Genomic DNA, 20,125 nt, shown 5'->3' on the forward strand with positions numbered 1-20,125 from the left:
GGGCGACCGGGGTCGGTGAGCAGGTCGCCGGCCCTCGATGCGCCCATGTCCTTCGGGCGCGTCATTTGTCTGATGATGATGGCAATTGACCTCCGGACGCCCCGCTTGCCGCGACGATCGCGGTCTTTACTTCACGACCGATTTGCCATTATTGTCACTCTGCTCATACGGAGCGGCCGGATCTCGGGCGCGCCATCCGGCCCTTCCCGCCCCCCTGCGTGGCGACCACGCGCGTCGTGTCGCGCCGTCCGTCGCCCGCCTCTACTCGATCGGATGAGCGGAATGACCGTCGAGCTTCACCATCAACCTGACCAACGTCCGCCGAGCGGGACCGGGCACGACCTGGCGCCGAAGAAGATCCGCACGACCATGCGGCTGATCTGGTCCGCGGTGGCGGCGGTGGTCGCCACCATGCTGGCCGTGCCGCTGACCGCGAGCCCGGCGGCGGCGAGCGGCACCGCGACGGCCCGTGCCACGGCCTCCTACCGCGCTCTCCAGCGTTACCTCGCCACCGACCACGGCCTCTACCTCGAGACCTATCCACGCCGGGAACAGGACAACCCCTACTCCTACGTCTGGCCGTACTCTCAGGCGCTGGTCGGCACGCTCACGCTCGCCGGCGCGCCCGGGGGCGGCCGCTACGCCGGCGACGTCACCGACCGGCTGCGGGCGCTGGAGGCGTACTGGAACGGCGAGACCGATCCGCCCGGCTACGACTCGTACCTGCGCCCGCCGCTCGGCCAGGGCGGCGACAAGTTCTACGACGACAACGAGTGGATCGGGCTCGCCCTCGTCCAGCACCACAAGCAGACCGGTGACAAGGCCGCGCTGGCCCGGGCCGACCAGATCTTCCGCCTCGTGGTGCACGGCTGGGACACCGACGCGTCGCACCCGTGCCCGGGCGGGGTGTACTGGACCCAGGCCCCGTGGAGCCAGGACCGCAACACGGTGTCCAACGGTCCCGGCGCGGAGCTCGGCCTGCAGCTGTACCTGCGCACGCGGAAGCCGGAGTACCTGACCTGGGCGAAGCGGATGTTCGCCTGGGCGGACGGCTGCCTGCGCGCGCCCAACGGCCTCTACTGGGACCACATCGACCTCAAGGGCACGATCGAGAAGACCCAGTGGTCGTACAACCAGGGCGTGATGCTCGGCGCGGCCACCCTTCTCTACCAGGCCACGGGCGACCGGACGTACCTGGACAAGGCGCGGGCGATCGCCGCCGCGGCCATCTCCTTCTACTCCGCGGACGACCGGTGGTTCACCCAGCCGGCCCGGTTCAACGCCATCTTCTTCAAGAACCTGCTGATCCTCGACGCCCAGTCCCCCGACCCGGCGTACCGGAAGGTCATCCAGGGGTATGCCGACACGGTCTGGGACAAGGTCCGGAACCAGCGGACGGGCATCTTCCCGACCGACCTGGACAGCGGCAGGTTCAGTTTCACCGGCGGAGACCAGGTGACGCTCCTGGAGCAGTCGGCGATGGTGCAGATCTACGGCCTCCTGGCCTGGAGGCCGCGCGACTACCGGCTGCTCGCCTGAGCACACGGCCGAAGACGGCTACGGGCGGGGTGCTGGGGGGCACCCCGCCCGTGAGCCCGGGGGAAGGGACGAGCATGGGCTTCGCTCGGCGGAGACGCGCGGCGGTCCGCTTCTTCGGGCGGGACCTGCCGTCGGCTCGTACGTCATCGGGCCCTGGAGGACGGTCGCCCTTGTGGCCCATCGGGACGTTAGGGGGCGCATCCGGGCACGTCAACGGCCTGGTGTCGACAATGTCGAACGGTGACGCGGGGCTCCATCCGATGGTCGGGCTCAGGCCTGCTTCAGGCGGAGGACGGCAGATCCGTTGGCGACCGACACCACCTGGATGACGAGCCGGTTGACCGTGATCACCGCACCGGCGTGGGCGGTCACGTATCCAGTACCGGGAGACTCGCCCGTGCCGCCGACGACGCTGCTGTCGCAGCCCTCGTCGCTCTGGCAGTCGAAGCGGTTCTCGGCCGTGGGAAGCGCGATCGTCAAGGACACCTGGTGATCCTCGATGGACCCGACCCTGATGGTGCCGACCTTGAATCGGCGCGCGTCCACGGGGATTTCGGCGCCGTGGGTCACCTTCACCTCGCACCTGCCGCTCTTGCAGGCCTTGAGCGCGTTGCGGTTCGCCGTCGACCGCGGGGTGAGCGGCGGCGACGCCGGGGTGGCGGCCGGAGCCGAGGAGGTGGCGGCCGGCGTCGTGGAGGTCCCGGCCGGGGTCGTCGGGGCGCCGCCGACGGAGCCGTGCCCTCCTCGCGCGCACCCGGCGAGGACCGCGGCGGCGGCGATGACCGTCAGACTCCGGCATGTATGGCGAGGAAGACCAGCACGTCGAGGCGTCACCTCACCGGACGGTAGCATGCCGACTACGGAGAGTACATGTCAGCCTGCCGTGTCGCGGCCGGTGTCCTCGGGCGGGTGGACGGCGGCGTCGACGCCGTCGGCGAGCGCGAGCTTCTCGGCGAGGCCGGCGCTCCGGAGGCGCCGGTACAGCGCGTCCGTTCCCACGACGGTCAGGCCCGCGACCGGATCCTGGTCGACGTGGTGCTGGACGGTGGACAGCGAGGCCATCCCCGCGGTGTCCCAGAAGGCCAGCCCGCGCAGATCGAGGATCAGCTCCGGGTGCTCCTTCAGCTGGTCGGTGACCGTGGCGATGAGTTCCGAACCCGCCATCAGGTCCAGCTGGCCGGTGGCGGTGAGCACCAGGCGCCGCCGGCCCTCCTCGGCCGGCAGGGCGCGGGAGGTGAGGTGGAAGCGCGGGCGAGGGCCCGGCGGCGGAAGCGTGAAGGTGAGGACGGCATGGGTGCCGTCCGGGCCGGAGCGGAGGCTGAGGGTGTCGGCGGCATAGCGGATGAGCCACAGGCCATGGCCGTGCCGGTAGGGCCACCGGTCGGCGGCGTCGTCACCGGGCGCGGGCCGGGCCGGATCGATGCCGTCGGCGGCCGGATCATCCTGAACGGCCGTGGGGGCGCCGTCGTCGTCGACCTGACAGCGAAGGTGGTCGGGCAGGTGCCAGATGCGCACCCGGCCTGACCCGGCGCCGTGCCGGAGCGCGTTGGTCGCCAGTTCGTGCACACAGATGACGATGTCCTCGGCGCGGCCCTGCGGCATGCCGGCCGCGACCGCGTGGGCCTCCACCGCCGAACGCAGGGCGTACAGGGAATCGGCGTCGAAGAGCTGGTCGAGGATCGGTGGCGGTTCGGCCGGCGGCATGGTCGTACGGGCCGTCCGCGCCCCTTCCTCGCCCTCTACGCGACCGGGGTCCCGGCGGCGCGGATCGTACGGCGTGTCGTGGCTCATCGTCGGCTCACATCGACGTTGGGCAGGTCGGTGGCGCCCAGGATCACGAACCGTGACTCGATCGCCGGATGGCACTCGAGGATCACGCGGCGAGGGTGGGCGATGCTGCGGGCGGCGTCCAGGATCATGCGGGTGGTGGAGACGTCGATGAAGGTCAGCTCCGCCATGTTGACGGTGATGTCGCCGTCGACGCGGATCGCCTCGCTCAGGGCGAGCGCGAGCGCCTCCTGAGCCTGTACGTCGATCTGTCCGGCGATGCGGATCCCTGGCGGCGCGTACTGACGGCAGATCCGCAGCAGCTCGTCATCGTGGTAGGTGGCCGCCGCGACCGAATGGGCGTGGAAGGGGGTGACCGAGGCGAGGGTCACGGGGTCGAACCGTTCCCGGTCGTACTGGCACAGCACCGACAGAGCGGCGGTGGCCTCCGCGTTGGAGCCCGGGCCGCATGCCGTTCGCTGCGCCAGCTCGCCGACCATGGCGGCGATCTCCCGCTCGAACACGGGGAGCTGCTCGATGCCGTCGACCGGCCGCAGCGCCCATGCCATGTCGAGAGCGACCCGCAGGCCCCGGTACCCCTTCCGCTGGGCCACCGCGACCTCCTCACGCAGCCAGCCCACCGCCCGCTCGACCTCGAACGCCCGCCCGGCCATCAGACCCTCCTGGCAGTCCACCACCGCGATCGGCCTGGCGCCCGCACCCGCCGTCCCGTCGCCCGGAGGGCCCGCCGGGACGGCGGCGGCGCCGAGCCCACGCCTGCTCAGCTCGACCTCCGCCTCCTGCGGGGTGTCGCTGAGCCACACCACCCGCGATCCCGCCGCCAGCCCGTCGCGGACGAACGCGGCGGTCAGATCGGCGAGCTCCTCGCTCTCCCCGAAGGTCAGGCACGCGTGATCGTTGACCGTCAGGTCCGTGATCTGAGCCCCCGTGTCCAAGCTCACCGCGCCACCTCTTCCACCGCGCCGACGGCCGCGACCGGCTGGTGCGGCTGGAATCGTACGAATGTAACGGCCCGCGGGTCCTCCCGTGGTGCGGGCCCCGGACCACGCCGTAAGACGACGAGGCCGGTCACGCCTCACATGAACGCCGGGCGCCTCCGTACGCCCCTGGCCGGGTCTTCCTCCCTCCGTCCGCCCCGTCTACCCGGAAAAACGTCCTTATCACCCATTTCGCGGCTGTCAGCAGTGGTCACCCTTCGACGAAGATTCGCCCTCAGCTCATCTCCTCGTCGCCGCTCGGCGTGCCCGAAAGGCGACGTTTCAGATGTGGGTGGTGTCAAGGTGGTACGGCTGGCCAACGCCGTCGCGCCCCATTCCGGCGGACTGCGAACTGCGCTGCGCGAGCTGGGAACGGGGTATCTCAAGGCCGGGCACGAACCGGTCCTCATCGTTCCGGGGTCCGGATCGCACGACGAACAGACGCGTCAGGGCCGGGTGATCACTGTTCCGGCGCCCGTCGTCCCGACGACCGGCGGCTATCGGCTGATCGTCGCGCGGCGTTCGCTGCAGCGGCTGCTGGAGCGGCTGGAACCCGACCGGCTCGAGGTCTCCGACCGGACGACCCTGCGCTGGACCGGCGAATGGGCCAGAGCCCACGGCGTGCGCTCGATGATGGTCTCCCACGACAACCTCAGCGGCCTGCTGCGCATGCTGGGTCCGCCGGGCCTGCCCGCCGAGCGCCTCGCCGACCGCATGAATCGCGCCACGGCGGCCTCATTCGACGTCGTGGTCTGCACGACGGACTGGGCGGCGCAGGAGTTCCGCCGGCTCGGCGTGACCAACCTGGTCCGCGTACCGCTGGGCGTCGACCTGGCCTCCTTCTCCCCCTCCCGGTACGACGAGGAACTCCGGTCCTCGCTCGCGCGCCCCGGCGAACACCTCCTCGTGCACTGCAGCCGGCTCTCCCCCGAGAAACGTCCCGACCGGCCGATCGCCGCACTCGCCGAACTGCGGCGCCGGGGGGTGCCCGCCGTCCTCGCCGTGGTCGGGGACGGACCTCGTCGACGTGCGCTGGAAGCGCGGGCCGCCGGGCTGCCGGTCCGGTTCTTCGGCCACGTCAACGCGCGAGGGCTGGTCGCGTCCCTGCTGGCCACCGCCGACGTCGTCATCGCACCTGGTCCGGTGGAGACCTTCGGCCTGGCGGGGCTCGAGGCGCTGGCCAGCGGGACCCCGGTCGTCGCCAATCGGGCGAGCGCGCTCCCGGAGGTGATCGGGCCCGCCGGACTCGCCGTCGAGGACGACCCGAAGGCGTACGCGGACGCGGTCGAACACCTCCTCGCCCGGCAGCGTTCCCGGCGCAGGAGCCTGGCGCGCGCCCAGGCGGAGAGGTTCGGCTGGTCCGGGGCCGTCGCAGGCTTCCTCAGCGCCCATGACGTGACGGGCGGCGCACCGGGTCGCCCGGACGCGCGGCGTTCGGAGGTCGCCCCGGCGGACGAGGCGACCGGAAGCGCCCACGCGGCTCCTCGAACGTCCGGCGCCGGCCGAGAACCCGATGTTCGAGGCCAGACCGGAAGCGGGGACACGGAATGACGGCGGCCCTCGAACACACCGACATGCTGCGCTTCGTGGCCCTGGGCGACTCGGTCACCGTCGGGCTCGGCGACCCGGCGCCCGACGGGGGATGGCGCGGTTGGGCCGGGCTGCTGAGCGAATCGCTCGCCCCTCCGGGACACGTGGAGCTGATCAATCTCGCCCGTTGCGGCGCGCGGGCCCGGGACGTGGTCACCGACCAGCTTCCGGACGCGCTGGCGCGGCGTCCGGCGCTGGCGTCCGTGGTGGTCGGCGTCAACGACACGTTGCGTGGGAGGTTCGACCTCGCGACGATCGCGTCCGACCTGGATGAGGCCATCACGCGACTCCGGGACGCCGGTGCGCTGGTGCTGACCGCGAGCCTGCCGGATCCGGGGATCATGCTGCGGATCCCCGGCCTGCTCCGTCACCCCCTGGCCCGCCGGATCCAGGCGATCAACACGGTGCTCGACCACCTCGCGGCCCGTCATGGCACGGTCCATGTCGACCTGACCCGGCACCCGGCTCTCTACGACCGGCACATGTGGGGGGTCGACCGCATCCATCCGAGCGAACGGGGGCACCGGCTGCTGGCGCACCTGTTCGCGGTCATGCTCGCCGACCACGGGATTCACCTGTGGGACCGGCTCGACCCACGACCCACCGCCCCCGGCCCGAGCGTCTGGGCCCAGGCCCACTGGCTGGCGACCAAGGGGACGGGATGGGTGCTGCGGCGGTCCCTGGACCTGCTGCCGCACTTGATGCGCATGGGGATCAGCGAGTGGTGGCACCAGGTCCGGAACCGGACCACACGGCTCGACGCACGCCTGCGCACGGAGCTCGACAACGTCCTCGCCGCCCTCACACCCGAGCCCGCCGCCGGCGGCAATGTTCTGAAGGATTCCTGATGGCGCTGAGCGTCCCGCTGGCCCTGCTCGGCGCGATGCTGTTCGCGGTCTCCGCCGCCTTGCAGCAGCACGCGGCCCGGACCGCCGCGCGGCGGCCGTTCCCGATCCGCGCCGCGCGACCGTCGTCTCCGGCTGCCCGGACCGGCGCACGGCGGTCGTCCCCGATCCGGGTCGGCGCGCGGCGGTCGTCCCCGGCCCGGGTCGGCCCGCGACGGTCGTCCCCGGCCGGGGCCGGCGTGGGCGGCCACTCCGGGTCCGCCGATGAAGGGGCCCGGCCTCGGCTGCGCGTATCGATGCTGCTCGTCCGGCTCGCGCGCGACCCCCTGTGGTTGCTGGGCTGGGCGGCCGGTGTCGCCGGCTTCGGCACCCAGGCACTGGCTCTGCACCTCGGATCGATCGTCGTCGTGCAGGCGCTGCTGGTCACCCAGTTGCTGTTCGCGCTCCCCCTCGGCGCGATGTTCGGTGGCCGCCGGCTGCTGTGGCGGGACTGGGCCGGGGCGGCCGTGGTCTGCGCCGGGCTGGTCCTGCTGGTGACCGTCCGCGATGCGGTGCCGCAGACCACCGGGCAGCGATCCGCCGTGGCAGCGGTGGTGGCGGTGGCGGCGGGCCTGATCGGCCTGCTTCTCCTCGCCGCCCGGTCGCTCCGGTCGCACGCGCAGTCCCGCACGGCCGCGCTCGCCGTCGCGGCCGGCATCTGCTTCTGCCTGACCGCCGTCTTCCTCGTGTTCGCCGGCGATGACCTGGCCCGGCACGGCCTGCTCGCCACCGTCCTCGACTGGCCGGCGGCCTCGCTGGCCGCCTCGACCATGCTGGGCACGGTCCTGGTGCAGAGCGCCTTCGCCGGCGGCTCGCTGACCACGGCCATGACGGCGATGACCGTGACCGACCCGGTCGCCGGCTGGGTCGTCGGCATGGCGGTCTTCGACGCCCCTCAGGCGGCGGACGCGGGCGTGATCTCCGGGAGCGCGCTCGCGATCGTGCTCATCACGGTCGGCGTCGCGGTACTCGCCACCTCGCCGACCCTGCACGACGAGCGGCACCCGTCACCGGGAGGGTGAGACCTCCGCACTGGCGCGACCGATGACCTCGTAGCCGCGCAGGAGCCCGGCGACGGTCTCCGCCCAGGGGTAGCGCTCGGCGGCGGCGCGGGCCGCTGCACGGCGCCGGTCCGCCGGGATCGACAGCAGGCCGCGCACGGCGTCCGCCATGCCGCTCGACGTGCCGTCGCTGACCGCCCCGGAGCCCGGGCCGTCCAGCAGTTCCCGGGCCGCGCCCTCCGGAGGCACCACGACCGGTGTGCCGCAGGCCAGTGCCTCCAGCGTCGCCAGCCCGAAGGTCTCCGCCGGGGAGGGGAACAGCGCGACGTCGGCCGCGGCGACGAGCCCGGCAACGGCCTGCCGGTCGGACAGATGCCCGAGGAACGTGACCGGCAGGCCCCGGGCGCGACGCCGGAGCCGCTTCCGGTGCGGTCCGTCACCGACCACGACCAGGGCGGCGTCGACGCCCTGGTCGCGCAGCGCGGCCAGGGCGTCGATCGCGACCTCCGGGCGCTTCTCCCGCGACAGGCGAGTGACCGTGACCAGGCGCACCGGCCGGTCGCCGTACGGGTCGGTGGCGGCCGCCGAGCACGGCGGAACCCCGGACTCCGGCCGGTCCGCAGCGGTCACCGAACACGGCGGAACCTCGGGCCCCGGCCGGTCCGTCGCAGTCACCGAGCACGGCGAGACCCCGGGCTCCAGCCGGTCCGCGGCAGCCGCCGAGCGCGGCGGAACCTCGGGCCCCGGCCGGTCACCGTACAGGTCGGTGGCGATCGCCGAGCGCGGCGGAGCCTCGGGCTCCGGCCGGTCCGTCGCAGTCACCGAGCACGGCGAGACCCCGGGCTCCAGCCGGTCCGCGGCAGCCGCCGAGCGCGGCGGGACCGCGGGCTCCGGTCGGAAGGTGGCGAGGTCGACGCCGAGCGGGATCCGGCGGACGTTGGGCGCGCCGATGCGCTCGAACTCGGCGGCCGAGAAGGCGGAGGTGACGACGACGCGGTCCACAAGACGGCTGAGGCGACGGTTGACGGTGTTCGCCGTCGCGCGCAGCGGGAACCAGCGCGGCACCCTCGGCAGCAGGATCGCGTCCAGGCGTTCGTGCGAGAACAGTACGAGCGGCACACCGCGCCGGCGGCTCCACCGGGCCAGCCAGCCAAGGCTGATCTTGTCGCTGACCTCCAGCACGTCCGGTGGCGTGGCGTCCAGCAGCCGGAGCACCCGCCTTCGACCGGTCAGGATCCGGTAGTCCCCGAGGCCGGGCAGGCTGAGGCCGCGCACCGTGATGCGCTGCCCGGCCGGCGTCTGCTCCACCGACTCGGCCGGCCCCGGCACGATGAGCACCCGCTCGTGGCCGGCCTGCCGGTAGCCGCGGCCGAGCTCGTCGAGCGCGATGCGCAGGCCACCGGACGTCGGAGTGTAGAAGTTCGCGACCTGCACGATCCTCAATGCGCACCCACAGGGTCCGCCACCACGTCCGAGTAGGTCATCGCCCGGCCTCCCGCCGCGAGCACCGCCTCGATCGCGCGCAACGTGGTGTCGCGCAGGCCCGGCCGGTCCAGGTCGCCGGGGTGCAGGGCGATGCGCACCAGACCGCCACGTCTCGCCCGCCATCGCGCCCACTCCTTCACCAGGACGGCCCCGAGCCGTTCGCCGGCGCCCCCGGGCCGGTGGGACAGCGCGAACCCGCGCCACAGCCGCCCGCTCCGCAGGTCACGTACGCCGAAGTGCGACGTGGTGTACCGGAATCCGGCCTGGCGCAGCGCCCGGTTGGTGGCCGGCGAGGCCAGCCACCCCGGCGGCGTGAAACCACAGGCGACCAGGCCCATCTCCCGTAGGACGGCCCGCCCCGACATCAGCCGGTCGGCCGCCTGCACCTCATCGAGCGCGCCGAACTCGGCCGCGCCGCGAGCGACCAGTCGGCCCACCGTCCGGCGCGGCAACGACCCTTCCGGTCCGGCCTGGTGGCTCCACCCGTGCATCACCAGTTCGTCGCCGTGCGCGGCCCGGGCCCGGAGCACCTCCGCGTACCCCGGCTCGTCGGCGAGCGAAGTGCCGCGCCACGGGCCGGGGACCACGAGGAGCGACACCGGGATGCCCAGCGAGTCCGCGTCCGCGCACCAGCGCCGCGTCTGTTCGGCGGTCACGGGAGCGACGTCGTGCACGCTCACCACCAGGTGCGTCACGCCGCGCCGCACCGCGAGTCCTTCGACCATCCGGTCCCCCTGCCTGCCTGAGATGATTCGAACGGACGGCGGGACGATACGCCGGGTGGCGGTCGCGGAGAGGACGGCCCGGTAGCGGGAACCTTCAGCGCACCCGACCATTCCGTGACCCACTGCCGCGTCGCCCGCCGTCACCCGGACCTCTGCGCCGGAGCCGGTCGATCGACCGGCCGTCATCCGGACGACCGGCAGACCCGCCGTTATCCGGGCGGCTCCGCCCGGCCACGCGTCGGAACCGGTCGGCAGACCCGCCGTCACCGGGGCGACGCCGCCCGAGCCATCGGGCCGCCCACCGGTGCCCGGGCGTCTCCGTCGGTGTCCGGTCGCCCGGACGTCTCCGTCGCCGCGCATCAGGCCGCCTGCCGCGCGGACCGGCCGTACCGTACGGCCTCGTAGTGGTCGACCAGTTCATCACAGACGCTGGTCCAGTCCCGCCCGCGCACCGACAGCCGGGCCTGGGTGGCCATCCGCCGCCGCAGCGCGGGGTCGCCGACCAGGGTGGCGACCGCCGCCCGGAGCATGGCCGGGTCGTCCGGGGGATACAGCAGGCCGTTGTGGCCCGGGCGGACCAGGTCGAGCGGGCCTCCGGCGGCGGGCGCCACCACCGGAACTCCGGCCGACAGACCCTCCTGAACGGCCTGGCAGAAGGTCTCGTCCGCGCCGGTGTGCACGAACACGTCGAGGGAGGCGACCAGCTCCGACAGTTCCCGGCCGGTCTGGAAGCCGGTGAAGACCGCGTCCGGCAACATGCGCCGCAGCCGCCGCCCGGCCGGGCCGTCGCCGACCACGACGAGCCGGACGCCCGGCATGTCGGCCAGGTGCCGAAGCAGGGACGGGCGTTTCTCGACGGCCAGCCGGCCGACGTAGCCCACCAGCACCTCTCCGTTGGGGGCGAGTTCGGCGCGCAGTTCGGCCGACCGGTGCCGTGGGTGGAAGCGCTCATCGTCCACTCCCCGCGCCCACAGCGCCAGCCGGGGGACGCCGCGCCGGTGGAGCTCGTCCAGCGTTGGTCTGGACGGCGCCAGGGTGCGGTCGGCCTGCTCGTGGATATGGCGCAGCCAGGCCCATACGAGATGGTCGGCGCCCCGCAGACCGTACCGGCGGGCGAAGCCCACCACGTCGGTCTGGAAGACGGCGACCGTCGGCACGTCCAGCCGCCGGGCGGCCGCGACGCCGGATGCGCCGAGTGCCAGCGGAGCGGCCAGGTGGATGACGTCCGGCCCGAATTCGTTGAGTGCGCCCGTCACCTGGCGCGTTGGTATTCCGACGACGAACGAACGGTAGAACGGCAGTGCGACCCCCCGCGTCAGCCGTACCGGCTGCCCCGCGTGGCCGTCAGGCCCGGGCCCCGGTGCGACCACCAGGACCTCGTGACCTCGGCCGGCTAGATGCTCCACTACACGGCATACCGAGTTCGTGACCCCGTTAACGCGGGGCAGGAACGACTCGGTCACAACAGCGACCTTCACGGCCGTGAGCCTGACTGCGCCGTTCGACCATCGGGCCGCCTCGCGGTTCCGGCGGAGGAAACATCCGACAAACGGCGTTGATCGCGGCCTGTGAGCGGTGCTTCGCAGACCGTGGAACGGTCCTTTCGGCATCCGGGTCCAGGCGACCGGCGGCCGTCCCGCACTGCGGGCCCGGACCGTCGTGAGACCGCCGCGCTTCACCGGCCTCCGCGACCGACCGGCGTACGGGCGAGCAGGGCTTTAAGCGGGAGGCCCCGTAATCGGGCCGCCCGCTCCTGGGGGCGGCAGACCCGTGCCTGTGGACCCGCGTCGCGGGCGACGCGATGGACCTCGAGACGCTGCGCCTCGCGGCCTCGCGCCGAATCAGGGAGAAGCGTCGCCGGCCGCGCCGGGCCATGGCGGTCATGACGGCGGTCGTGGGAATCACCGTCATCGACCGGTACGTCGTGGTCCGCGGCAGCCGAGCGTCCCGGTGTCGGGACGTCACTCGGGCGACCAGGTGAGCGGGCGTTCGGCGTCCGGGGTGTAGCGGCAGGTCGCACCGGTCGTGATCGAGGATCGCAGGACGCCGCCGATCGTGGCGTCCGCGGCGAAGATGTCATCGATCGCCCGCTTGATCGCTTTCCGTACGGCGGTGCGGGCGCGCTCCCGCGGGTCCGGGAACGACCGGGTGCGGCCGCCTCTGTCGGCCGTACGGTTCAGCTCCTGCAGCAGTGCCTCACGTTCGGCGTGCAGCCGCTCGTCCGGTTCCGGGTCGGAGGAGGCGGCCTGCGCGAGCCGGCGGGTCAGCTCGTCGGCCCGCCGCCGGTAGGCGCTTCGCGCTCTCTCGTCGACGATCGGGTGACGTGCCGGTTCGACGAGGGCGGGGTCCCCGGTGGCGGACGCGGCCAGTTCGAGGGCGGAGATGGGCCGGTGCGGGCTGGTCAGCAGGCGCGCGAGGTACCCGACGCCGAGACGGTGCGGGACGACCGCCTCGTGGCCCCCCATCGACAGGACCCACACGCGTCCCTGGCGGCGGATGATGGCATGGCCTTCGTCGAGCCGGCGGCCGCGCTGGGCGAAGCCGTCGGCCCGCGACTTCAGCCCGACCGCCTCGGCCTCCCGCCGGGCCTGCTCGAGGAGGTCGGCCGCTCGCTCGCGGTCGCCCTGCCGGTGGCGCCGGAGCAGCGCCTCGGCGAGGTCCCCCAGGGTGACCGCGGTCAGCGGCCGGTTCCCCAGGAGACGATCGGCGGTCACCGCGCGCTCGAGGTGTTCGACGGCACGGTCGGGGCGGCCGAAGGCGAGGGCGGCCATCCCGAGGGGGCGTTCGACCGAACCGAGGCAGGTCACCGCCAGCGAGGGCGTGATCGAGAGCTCCGCGTACGGGGTGAGCAGGTCATAGCCCTCCCGGGCGACGCCCGCGTCACCGAGGAGGAACGCGGTCTCCACGATCGACATCATCCCGCCCAGCCACGTGCTGGACTCCGGCAGCGCGGCGAGCCCGGAGGCGGTGAGCTCATCGAGGATCCGCCGGGCCTTGCCGTGCTCGCCCACGCGGGCGGCCATGACGGCGGCGGTCGCCTGGAGCCCGAACTCGGCCGGAATGAGCGTCGGCGAGGCGACGATCTCCTCGAGCATGGGGAGCATCTCGGCGTCCCGCTCCTGGAGCCAGCGGATGGTGACCAGCTGCGCGCCCAGGTAGGCGAACGCGTCGGCGTCGCCGACCTCACTGCCGAGTTCGAAGCACTCGGCGGCCTTCGCCTCCGCGTCCTCCAGCCGGCCGGCACGGATGAGGAGCATCGTCTCCATGACCTCGGCGATGTACAGGACACTGCGGCAGTTCAGGGCGTCCGCCCGGTCGCGCAGCTCGGCGAGGGCCCGCGGCGCCCGGGGGTCTCCGAGATGGAACAGGTCGGTGGCCCGCCAGCACAGGCCCATGAGAACCAGCATCCCCTCGCCCGCCGGGGACGCGACCGCGATCAGTTCCTCGGCCAGGTCCAGCCGGGTCCGCGCGTAGCGGGGGGCGAGCAGCGCGTGGTGGGTGAGGGAGAGCGCTTCGGCCAGCACGTCGCTGTGGCCGAGCCGCCGCGCCTCCGCGAGGGCGTCGAGGACGGGGGCGACCGGCCCGCCCTGGTACACGTCCTCGGCCGCCAGCCGGACGGCGAGCCGGCAGCGCAGCCGGTGTTCGTCGGGGAGCAGTGCGGCCAGCGCGTTGCGCTGCAGGCCGAGGACGCGCTCACGGTCGGGCCGGGAGCGATGTTCGTTCACCCAGACCCCGCCGAGGCCGAGCGCCGCGCGGGCCAGCTCGATCCGATCCCCCTCGGTGGTCGCGGCGTCGACCGCCCGGCCGAACAGCACGCGGGCCTCGGCGAGACGACCCGCCATGAGCACCGTCTGCGCCCATTCGACCAGCAACGCCGCGACCGGGTCGGCCAGGCCCGCCTCCTCGTGCACGTTCACGGCCGCTTCCAGGATCGAGGCGGCCTGCTCGTAGTCGAAGCCGCCGACCATGGCCCTGGCGGCGGCCCGGGACGCGGTGATCGCGCGGCGCCCGTCCTCCGGCGAGCGCGGCGCCGCCCGCAGGGCGTGGTAGGCGTAGCGGGTGAGCTGCTGGGAGGCAGGGAACACGGGCGCCCCGGCAGGCGGCGAGGCGGTGAGCGGCAGGTCGTGAGGCAGGGTGGGCGACGAGCCGACGGACGGCAGGCCGTGAGGCGGGATGGACGACGAGCCGACGGGCGGCAGGTCGTGAGGCGGGGTGGCGGGCGACACGGCCGCGGGTGACATGGCGGTGGGCGGCGGGGTGAGGACGTCGGCCGCCCGGGCGTGCGCCGCGCATCGCTCGCCGACGGTCAGGAGCTCCTGCAGTGACTCGCGGACGAGCTCGTGGGTGAACGTGAAGCCGCCCGATCCGGGCGATCCGACCAGCCCGACCCGCTCGGCCTCGACCAGCGCCTCGCCTAACTCGGCCGTCGTGCAGTCGGCGACGGCGGCCGCGTGGGCGACGGGAACCGAGGAGCCGAGCACGGACGAACGGCTGAGGACCTGCCGCGCCCGTTCGCCCAGCCGGTCGACGGCCTGGACGATCGCGGCCCGTACGTCCTCCGGGGGCAGGCTCCCGCCCACGGGATCGGCCGGTCCCAGGGCGATCACCCGGTGCAGGAAGAGCGGGTTGCCGCCGGTGAGCCGCCACAGCGTGCGCCGCAGGTCCGGATCGACGTCGCGGTAGCCGTACGACCGGAGGAAGAGGGCGGTCTCGTCGATGTCGAGGGGGCGCAGCGTCAGCGGTCTGGCCTGACCCTCGAGTTCGTCCAGCAGCCCGGCGGCCGCCGGGCGGCCGCCCGCGCCATGGCGGCGGGTGAAGACCAGCGTCAGGGGCCGCCGGGCGAGGGCGCGGGCGAGGAACCGGGCGAGCAGCACCGCTCCCGGGTCCGCCACGTGGATGTCGTCGATGACGACCAGCACCGGTGAGGCGTCGCAGGCACGGGCGAGCTCCTCGCCGACCGCGGCGAACCGCGCGAACCGCTCGGGATCGACGACCGGCCCGCCGCGATCGGCTCCGAGCAGGTCCGTCGCCGCTCCACGGCCCAGGTCGGCCAGGACGGCCTGCCACGGCCACAGCGGCGGAGCACCGCCCTCGGGCCAGCAGGTGCCCCAGCCGACCGCGAACCCGGCGTCCTCGGCGCGGGAGGCGATCTCCCGGCACAGGCGCGTCTTGCCGATCCCCGCGTCGCCGGCCACCACGACGAGGCGGCCTTCACCGCCGCGCGCCATGGTCAGCGCCTCATCGAGCAGGCGTAGCTCTCTCCCCCGGCCGACAAGGTGACGGTCAACCCCCGGCATGCCGCCATCGTGTCATCCGGGGTCCGGGGCGACGGCGGGCGAGCAGCGAAACAGGTGGCCGGAAACGGACAAATTCCCGGCGTCATGCGGATGTGCCACGTCGTGGCACACCCCTTCCCGTCTACGTCACGCCGTAGGGGTCAGGGACGAACCACCGGGGATCAAGGGGGTCTCATGACAACGGGGTCGAACGCGCCGGTCCGGGACGCGCGCCAACGGGGATCATGCGCCGGAACAACGGGGGAATCGGGCGGCGCGGCCGCGACGGGGAGTGAGCCGACGCCCGGCGACACAACGGGGAGTGCGGCGGCACGCGGCGGCGCGACGGGGACCGGGAACGGGCCGACGCCCGGCGGCGCGACCGAGATGAGGGGCGCGACGGAGCGCCGCGGCGCGATGGAGACGACGGATGCCCTCGATGCGGCCAGGTCCGCCTTCGGGCAACGCGCCTGGCTCGACGCGTGGAGCGGATTCCGGAAGGCTCGCGAGAGCGGCCCGATGCCGGCCGACGACCACGACGCCCTCGCCCAGGCGGCATGGCGCGTGGGCGAGATCGACGAGTCACTGGCCGCTTTCACCGACGCGTACCGGCTGTACCAGCGGGAGGCACGGCCGCGCCCGGCCGCGATGGCGGCGGTGCTCCTGGCCGTACACCACCTCGAGTGGGGGGACGGCGCGATCGGCTCCGGCTGGATGAGCCGGGCGCACCGCCTGCTGCGCGACGAGGCGGACTGCGTCGAGCAGGGTTATCCGATCTACTTCGACATCGCCTCCGCGCTGACGCGTGGGGCGAACGACGAGGCCGCCGACCATGCCCGCAGGATGCAGACCATCGGCCGCCGGTACGGCGACGCGTGCCTGCTCGCCGCCGGCCTGCTCGGCGAGGGACGGGCGCTGGTCGGTCTGGGCCGCGCGGGCGACGGGCTCCCGCTGCTCGACGAGGCGATGCTCACGGCGTTCTCCGACGGGCTGCACCCGATATGGTCCGGGGCGGTCTTCTGCAACCTGATGGACGTCTGCCACGAACTGGGCGACCTGACGCGGGCCGCCGAGTGGGCGCGGACCGCCACCCGCTGGTCCGACGTGGTCCCCGCGACCGTGCCCTACCGCGGTGCCTGGCGGGTCCACCGGGCGCGGGTCCTGCGGATGCGGGGGGCGTGGGGGCCGGCCGGACGCGTGGCCGAGCACGCCGCCGGGGACCCGGCACACGTGCGCGTCTGCGTGCTCGCCGAGGCGCTGTACGAGGCCGGTGAGGCGCGCCGGCTCCGTGGCGACGCGACCGCCGCCGAGGACTTCTTCCGGCGGGCCCATCAGCTCGGCCGCGATCCGCAGCCAGGTCTGGCGCTGCTCCGGCTCGACCAGGGCCGGATGGACGCCGCCGCGGCGTCCATCCGGGCCGCGCTCGTCGCCGAGAGCGGGAACGCCCTCGCCCGGGCGCGGCTGCACCCCGCCCAGGTGGAGATCGCGCTCGCCGCGGGCGACCCGGGCACGGCCCGCGCCTCCGCCGCGGAGCTCGAGGCCACGGCGGCGACCTACGGCAGTTCGGGCCTGCGGGCCGAGGCGGCGCAGGCGCTCGGCGCGGTCCTGCTCGCCGACGGGAAGGCCGACGACGCGCTGGCCGTGCTGAGGACGGCCCGCCGGATGTGGCAGGAGCTCGACGCGCCGTACGCCGTCGCGCGGACCCGGCTGTTGCTCGCCGAGGTGTACCTGGCCCTCGGTGACGAGGACGCCGCGCACCTGGAGTCCGAGGCCGCCCACGACCGGCTACGGGGGTTGGGCGCGCCGCCTCACGACCGGGGCACCGCGCCGCTCCGCGACGGACCCGGCAGGCGGGCGCCGCTCCCCGACGGGCTGACCGAGCGCGAGGCCGAAGTACTGCGCAACGTCGCCGCCGGAGACAGCAACCGGCAGGTCGCGACCGCTCTGCGCCTGAGCGAGAAGACGGTGGCGCGACACCTGTCGAACATCTTCGCCAAGCTCGGCCTGTCCTCGCGCACCGCCGCGGCGGCGTACGCCTTCGAGCACGGGCTCGCCGCCCCGCCTCGTGGGTAGAACCGCCCCCATCTCATGGGTAGAACGACCCATTCCCCGGAGATCGCGACTACATGATTCGGCCGATGCGCCGGAATCGACGCCCCACCTAATCTCCAGATCAAGGGATTTTCCAAAACGATTCCTCGCAGCACGCCGGGGGAAGCATGTCGCACACGAATTACACGGTCTCCGACCCCGATTTCTACGACAGCCTGGAGAGAATGCCGGACGAGAAGATGCGGTTCGCCGCCGCGAGCCGCCCGGTTCCGGACGGCTGGAGACTGGAGCAGCTGCGGGAGTGGGTGTACGTCCAGCCCGTGGACGTACACCTCCCCGACCAGGGGTGGAAGGTGCACGTCGGCGTTCGCCTGGACGAGGCCGTGGCGGCGATCGACATCGTCTGGGACCACTGCGTGTCCCACGGAATCGCCTTCAAATTCCTGCGCAGCCACCCGATGGCGCTCATGTCGAATTTCAAGTACGCGCATCGCGGTTCCAGCGGGAAACTGATCACCATTTATCCGCGCGACGAGGACGAGCTGCGCACGACATTGGAGGAGCTCGACCGTGAACTCGCCGGATTCACCGGACCGTACATCCTCAACGACCTGCGCTGGCGCAACGGCCCGCTCCACGTGCGGTACGGCGGGTTCACGCTGCGGTACTGCGTCTCCGACACCGGGGAGCTGCTGCCGGCCATCGAGGACCCGGCCGGGCGGCTGGTCCCCGACGAGCGGCAGCCGTCCTTCCGCGTGCCGTCCTGGGTGACGGTGCCGGACTTCATCGCGTCCGAGCAGGCGGCGGATTCGGGGTCGGACGCGGAGTTCCCGTACCGCGTCGAGGAGGCCCTCCACTTCTCCAACGCCGGCGGCGTCTACCGCGCGGTCGACCTGCGCACCGGGGAACGGATCGTGCTCAAGGAGGCCAGGCCGCACGCGGGCCTCGATCGCAACGGCGACGACGCGGTCGCCCGCATGGCCCGCGAGGAGCGTGCCCTCCGGCTGCTGGCCGGCCGTCCGTTCGTGCCCGCGCTGGTGGAGTCCGCGCGGTACTGGGAGCACCACTTCCTCGGCCTGGAGTACATCGAGGGCGAGACGCTCTTCCGCGCCAGCGGGCTCCGGGATCCGCTGATCCACCACAGCCCCGGCGAGCGGGAGATCGCGGAGTACACCGAATGGGTGCTGCACGTCGTCGCCCAGGTGGAGTCGGCGCTGCGCGAGATGCACGGCGACGGGATCGTCTACGGCGATCTGCACTCGTCCAACGTCATCGTGCGCCCGGACGACCGCATCGCGCTGGTCGACTTCGAGTCGTCCTCGCACATCACCGAGAACCACCGGCCCGGGCTGGCCGCGACGGGGTACGCCGGGCCCGACACGCTGACCGGTTTCGGTGTCGACGAGTACGCGCTGGCGTGTCTTCGGCTGGCGGCCTTCCTGCCCCTCACCTCGATGATGCAGTGGGATCCGGGCAAGGCGCTGGACCTGCTCGACATCATCGTCGACCGGTTCCCGGTGCCCGCCGACTTCGGCTCGGTCGTCACCCGCGGCCTCTTCCCGGAGGAACGGCCCGTGGCCTGGAGACGCCGCGCCGCCGACCCCGGCTGGGACTCCCTCTTCGACTCGGCGGTGGCCGGGATCGTGTCGAGCGCGACGCCCGAGCGAAACGACCGGCTGTTCCCCGGCGACATCGACCAGTTCCGTTACGGCGGCGCGAACCTCGCGTACGGCGCCGCGGGCGTGCTGTACGCGCTCGCGTCCATCGGACGGGCCGACCACCCGGAGTTCGCCGACCACGTGGACTGGCTGGTGGGCTCCTGCCGGGGCACGCCCCTTCCGTACGCGGGGTTCTACAACGGGCTGCACGGCATCGCCTTCGCCCTGGACCGGATCGGGCACCCGGACGAGGCGCTGACCGTCTTCGAGCGGGCCCTGGACCTCGGTGACACGATCCGCACGCCCGACCTGTTCGGCGGGCTGGCGGGAGCGGGGCTGGGCGTCCTCTACTTCGCCGGCCGGACCGGTGACCGGGCGTTGCTGGACGAGCCGCTCGCGTACGCCGCGCGGCTCGCCCGTGCCGTCGAGGAGGACGGCGCCGACCTCGCGCCGCCCGAGCGGCCCGGGCTGATGCACGGGTTCAGCGGAGTCGCGCTGTTCTTCGTGCGGCTCTTCGAGTCCACCGGAGATCCCCGGCACCTCGACGTCGCCGCCGCGGCGCTGCGACGCGACCTGGAGGGGTGTAAAGAGGCGCTGGACGGCCTGTACGTGCGAGAGCCGTCGCGCATCCTGCCGTACCTCGACGACGGCAGCGGCGGGATCGGCGTCGTGCTCCACGAGTACCTCCGCCATCGCCCGGACCCGGAGTTCGCGCGGGCACGTGACCTGATCCGCGACACCTGCCGCGCCGAGTTCGTGGTGCTGCCCGGCCTGTTCTCGGGCCGTACCGGGCTCATGACCTGCGCCCGCCATCTCGGCGACGGCCGTGACCCCGGCGTCGACCTGCACCTACGGCGCATGTTCTGGCACACGGTCGAGCACCGGGGCGCGGTGTTCTTCCCGGGAAGCGGCATGCTCCGACTCTCCACAGACCTGGCGACGGGATCCGCGGGGATCCTGCTCGCCGTGCACATGGCGGTCGAAGGGAGGCCCGGCGGTCCCCTTCCATTCCTGACCGCCGGGCACCCGGCGACCGCCGTGATCCCGACGCTCGAGACCGGACGGAGGTGAAAGACATGAAGGCGATCCTCGACCTGCAGAACCTCAAGATGGAGGCCCTCTCGCGGGAGCTGTCCAGCAACAAGAGCTC

Annotated in this window: 13 protein-coding genes; 6 read left to right on the plus strand and 7 right to left on the minus strand. The window is 73.3% G+C overall.

Annotation, left to right across the window (positions count from 1 at the left end; all coding sequences use genetic code 11):
• Positions 1-282: 282 nt before the first annotated feature.
• On the plus strand, positions 283-1,539 hold the full coding sequence (locus tag ABEA24_RS26150) for a glycoside hydrolase family 76 protein (RefSeq protein ID WP_345433699.1): 1,257 nt from the start codon (positions 283-285) through the stop codon (positions 1,537-1,539).
• Between the two features lie 270 nt (positions 1,540-1,809).
• Here ABEA24_RS26150 and ABEA24_RS26155 read toward each other — a convergent pair whose 3' ends face one another.
• Genes ABEA24_RS26155 through ABEA24_RS26165 form a run of 3 tightly spaced genes read right to left on the minus strand, consistent with a single transcriptional unit; the run spans position 1,810 to position 4,268 of the window.
• A complete protein-coding gene (locus tag ABEA24_RS26155) occupies positions 1,810-2,373 on the minus strand; it encodes a hypothetical protein (RefSeq protein ID WP_345433700.1) in 564 nt (187 codons plus the stop codon).
• Between the two features lie 39 nt (positions 2,374-2,412).
• Entirely contained in the window at positions 2,413-3,330 is a 918-nt protein-coding gene (locus ABEA24_RS26160; protein ID WP_345433701.1) for an ATP-binding protein, read from the minus strand.
• Positions 3,327-4,268: an MEDS domain-containing protein gene (locus tag ABEA24_RS26165; RefSeq protein WP_345433702.1), complete on the minus strand. Its 942-nt coding sequence runs from the start codon at positions 4,266-4,268 to the stop codon at positions 3,327-3,329. Before ABEA24_RS26165 ends, ABEA24_RS26160 begins: the two co-directional genes overlap by 4 nt.
• 324 nt (positions 4,269-4,592) lie before the next feature.
• Here ABEA24_RS26165 and ABEA24_RS26170 point away from each other — a divergent pair, with 324 nt between their 5' ends.
• The 3 genes from ABEA24_RS26170 to ABEA24_RS26180 are packed head-to-tail and all read left to right on the plus strand — an operon-like array spanning position 4,593 to position 7,800.
• A complete protein-coding gene (locus tag ABEA24_RS26170; protein ID WP_345433703.1) occupies positions 4,593-5,855 on the plus strand; it encodes a glycosyltransferase in 1,263 nt (420 codons plus the stop codon).
• The gene (locus tag ABEA24_RS26175) at positions 5,852-6,742 is read left to right on the plus strand and encodes an SGNH/GDSL hydrolase family protein (RefSeq protein WP_345433704.1); all 891 of its coding nucleotides are present in this window, start codon (positions 5,852-5,854) and stop codon (positions 6,740-6,742) included. Before ABEA24_RS26170 ends, ABEA24_RS26175 begins: the two co-directional genes overlap by 4 nt.
• Entirely contained in the window at positions 6,742-7,800 is a 1,059-nt protein-coding gene (locus ABEA24_RS26180) for a DMT family transporter (RefSeq protein ID WP_345433705.1), read from the plus strand. Before ABEA24_RS26175 ends, ABEA24_RS26180 begins: the two co-directional genes overlap by 1 nt.
• Here the strand turns inward: ABEA24_RS26180 and ABEA24_RS26185 are convergent.
• The 4 genes from ABEA24_RS26185 to ABEA24_RS26200 all read right to left on the minus strand — a co-directional run bounded on the left by ABEA24_RS26185 (position 7,786) and on the right by ABEA24_RS26200 (position 15,286).
• Complete coding sequence (locus ABEA24_RS26185) at positions 7,786-9,213, minus strand: glycosyltransferase (protein WP_345433778.1); 1,428 nt, start codon at positions 9,211-9,213, stop codon at positions 7,786-7,788. The genes ABEA24_RS26180 and ABEA24_RS26185 overlap by 15 nt on opposite strands.
• A gap of 5 nt (positions 9,214-9,218) precedes the next feature.
• Complete coding sequence (locus tag ABEA24_RS26190) at positions 9,219-9,989, minus strand: DUF2334 domain-containing protein (RefSeq protein WP_345433706.1); 771 nt, start codon at positions 9,987-9,989, stop codon at positions 9,219-9,221.
• Positions 9,990-10,348: 359 nt separating this feature from the next.
• Positions 10,349-11,599: a glycosyltransferase family 4 protein gene (locus ABEA24_RS26195; protein WP_345433707.1), complete on the minus strand. Its 1,251-nt coding sequence runs from the start codon at positions 11,597-11,599 to the stop codon at positions 10,349-10,351.
• Between the two features lie 351 nt (positions 11,600-11,950).
• Positions 11,951-15,286, minus strand: coding sequence for an ATP-binding protein (locus tag ABEA24_RS26200; RefSeq protein ID WP_345433709.1), 3,336 nt, complete (start codon positions 15,284-15,286; stop codon positions 11,951-11,953).
• A gap of 396 nt (positions 15,287-15,682) precedes the next feature.
• On the opposite strand from ABEA24_RS26200, the gene ABEA24_RS26205 reads away from it, so the two are divergent.
• Positions 15,683-17,338, plus strand: coding sequence for a LuxR C-terminal-related transcriptional regulator (locus ABEA24_RS26205; protein ID WP_345433710.1), 1,656 nt, complete (start codon positions 15,683-15,685; stop codon positions 17,336-17,338).
• 146 nt (positions 17,339-17,484) lie between these two features.
• The gene (gene lanKC / locus ABEA24_RS26210) at positions 17,485-20,046 is read left to right on the plus strand and encodes a class III lanthionine synthetase LanKC (protein ID WP_345433711.1); all 2,562 of its coding nucleotides are present in this window, start codon (positions 17,485-17,487) and stop codon (positions 20,044-20,046) included.
• The last annotated feature ends 79 nt before the right edge of the window (positions 20,047-20,125 follow it).

Source organism: Actinoallomurus vinaceus (assembly GCF_039542055.1).
Lineage (GTDB): Bacteria > Actinomycetota > Actinomycetes > Streptosporangiales > Streptosporangiaceae > Actinoallomurus > Actinoallomurus vinaceus.

Coding starts and splice junctions, on each gene's coding strand:
- ABEA24_RS26150 (WP_345433699.1), top strand. CDS start 283: ATGACCGTCGAGCTTCACCATCAACCTGACCAACGTCCGCCGAGCGGG.
- lanKC (WP_345433711.1), top strand. CDS start 17,485: ATGTCGCACACGAATTACACGGTCTCCGACCCCGATTTCTACGACAGC.
- ABEA24_RS26205 (WP_345433710.1), top strand. CDS start 15,683: ATGGAGACGACGGATGCCCTCGATGCGGCCAGGTCCGCCTTCGGGCAA.
- ABEA24_RS26195 (WP_345433707.1), bottom strand. CDS start 11,599: ATGCCGAAAGGACCGTTCCACGGTCTGCGAAGCACCGCTCACAGGCCG.
- ABEA24_RS26180 (WP_345433705.1), top strand. CDS start 6,742: ATGGCGCTGAGCGTCCCGCTGGCCCTGCTCGGCGCGATGCTGTTCGCG.
- ABEA24_RS26160 (WP_345433701.1), bottom strand. CDS start 3,330: ATGAGCCACGACACGCCGTACGATCCGCGCCGCCGGGACCCCGGTCGC.
- ABEA24_RS26200 (WP_345433709.1), bottom strand. CDS start 15,286: ATGCCGGGGGTTGACCGTCACCTTGTCGGCCGGGGGAGAGAGCTACGC.
- ABEA24_RS26175 (WP_345433704.1), top strand. CDS start 5,852: ATGACGGCGGCCCTCGAACACACCGACATGCTGCGCTTCGTGGCCCTG.
- ABEA24_RS26190 (WP_345433706.1), bottom strand. CDS start 9,989: ATGGTCGAAGGACTCGCGGTGCGGCGCGGCGTGACGCACCTGGTGGTG.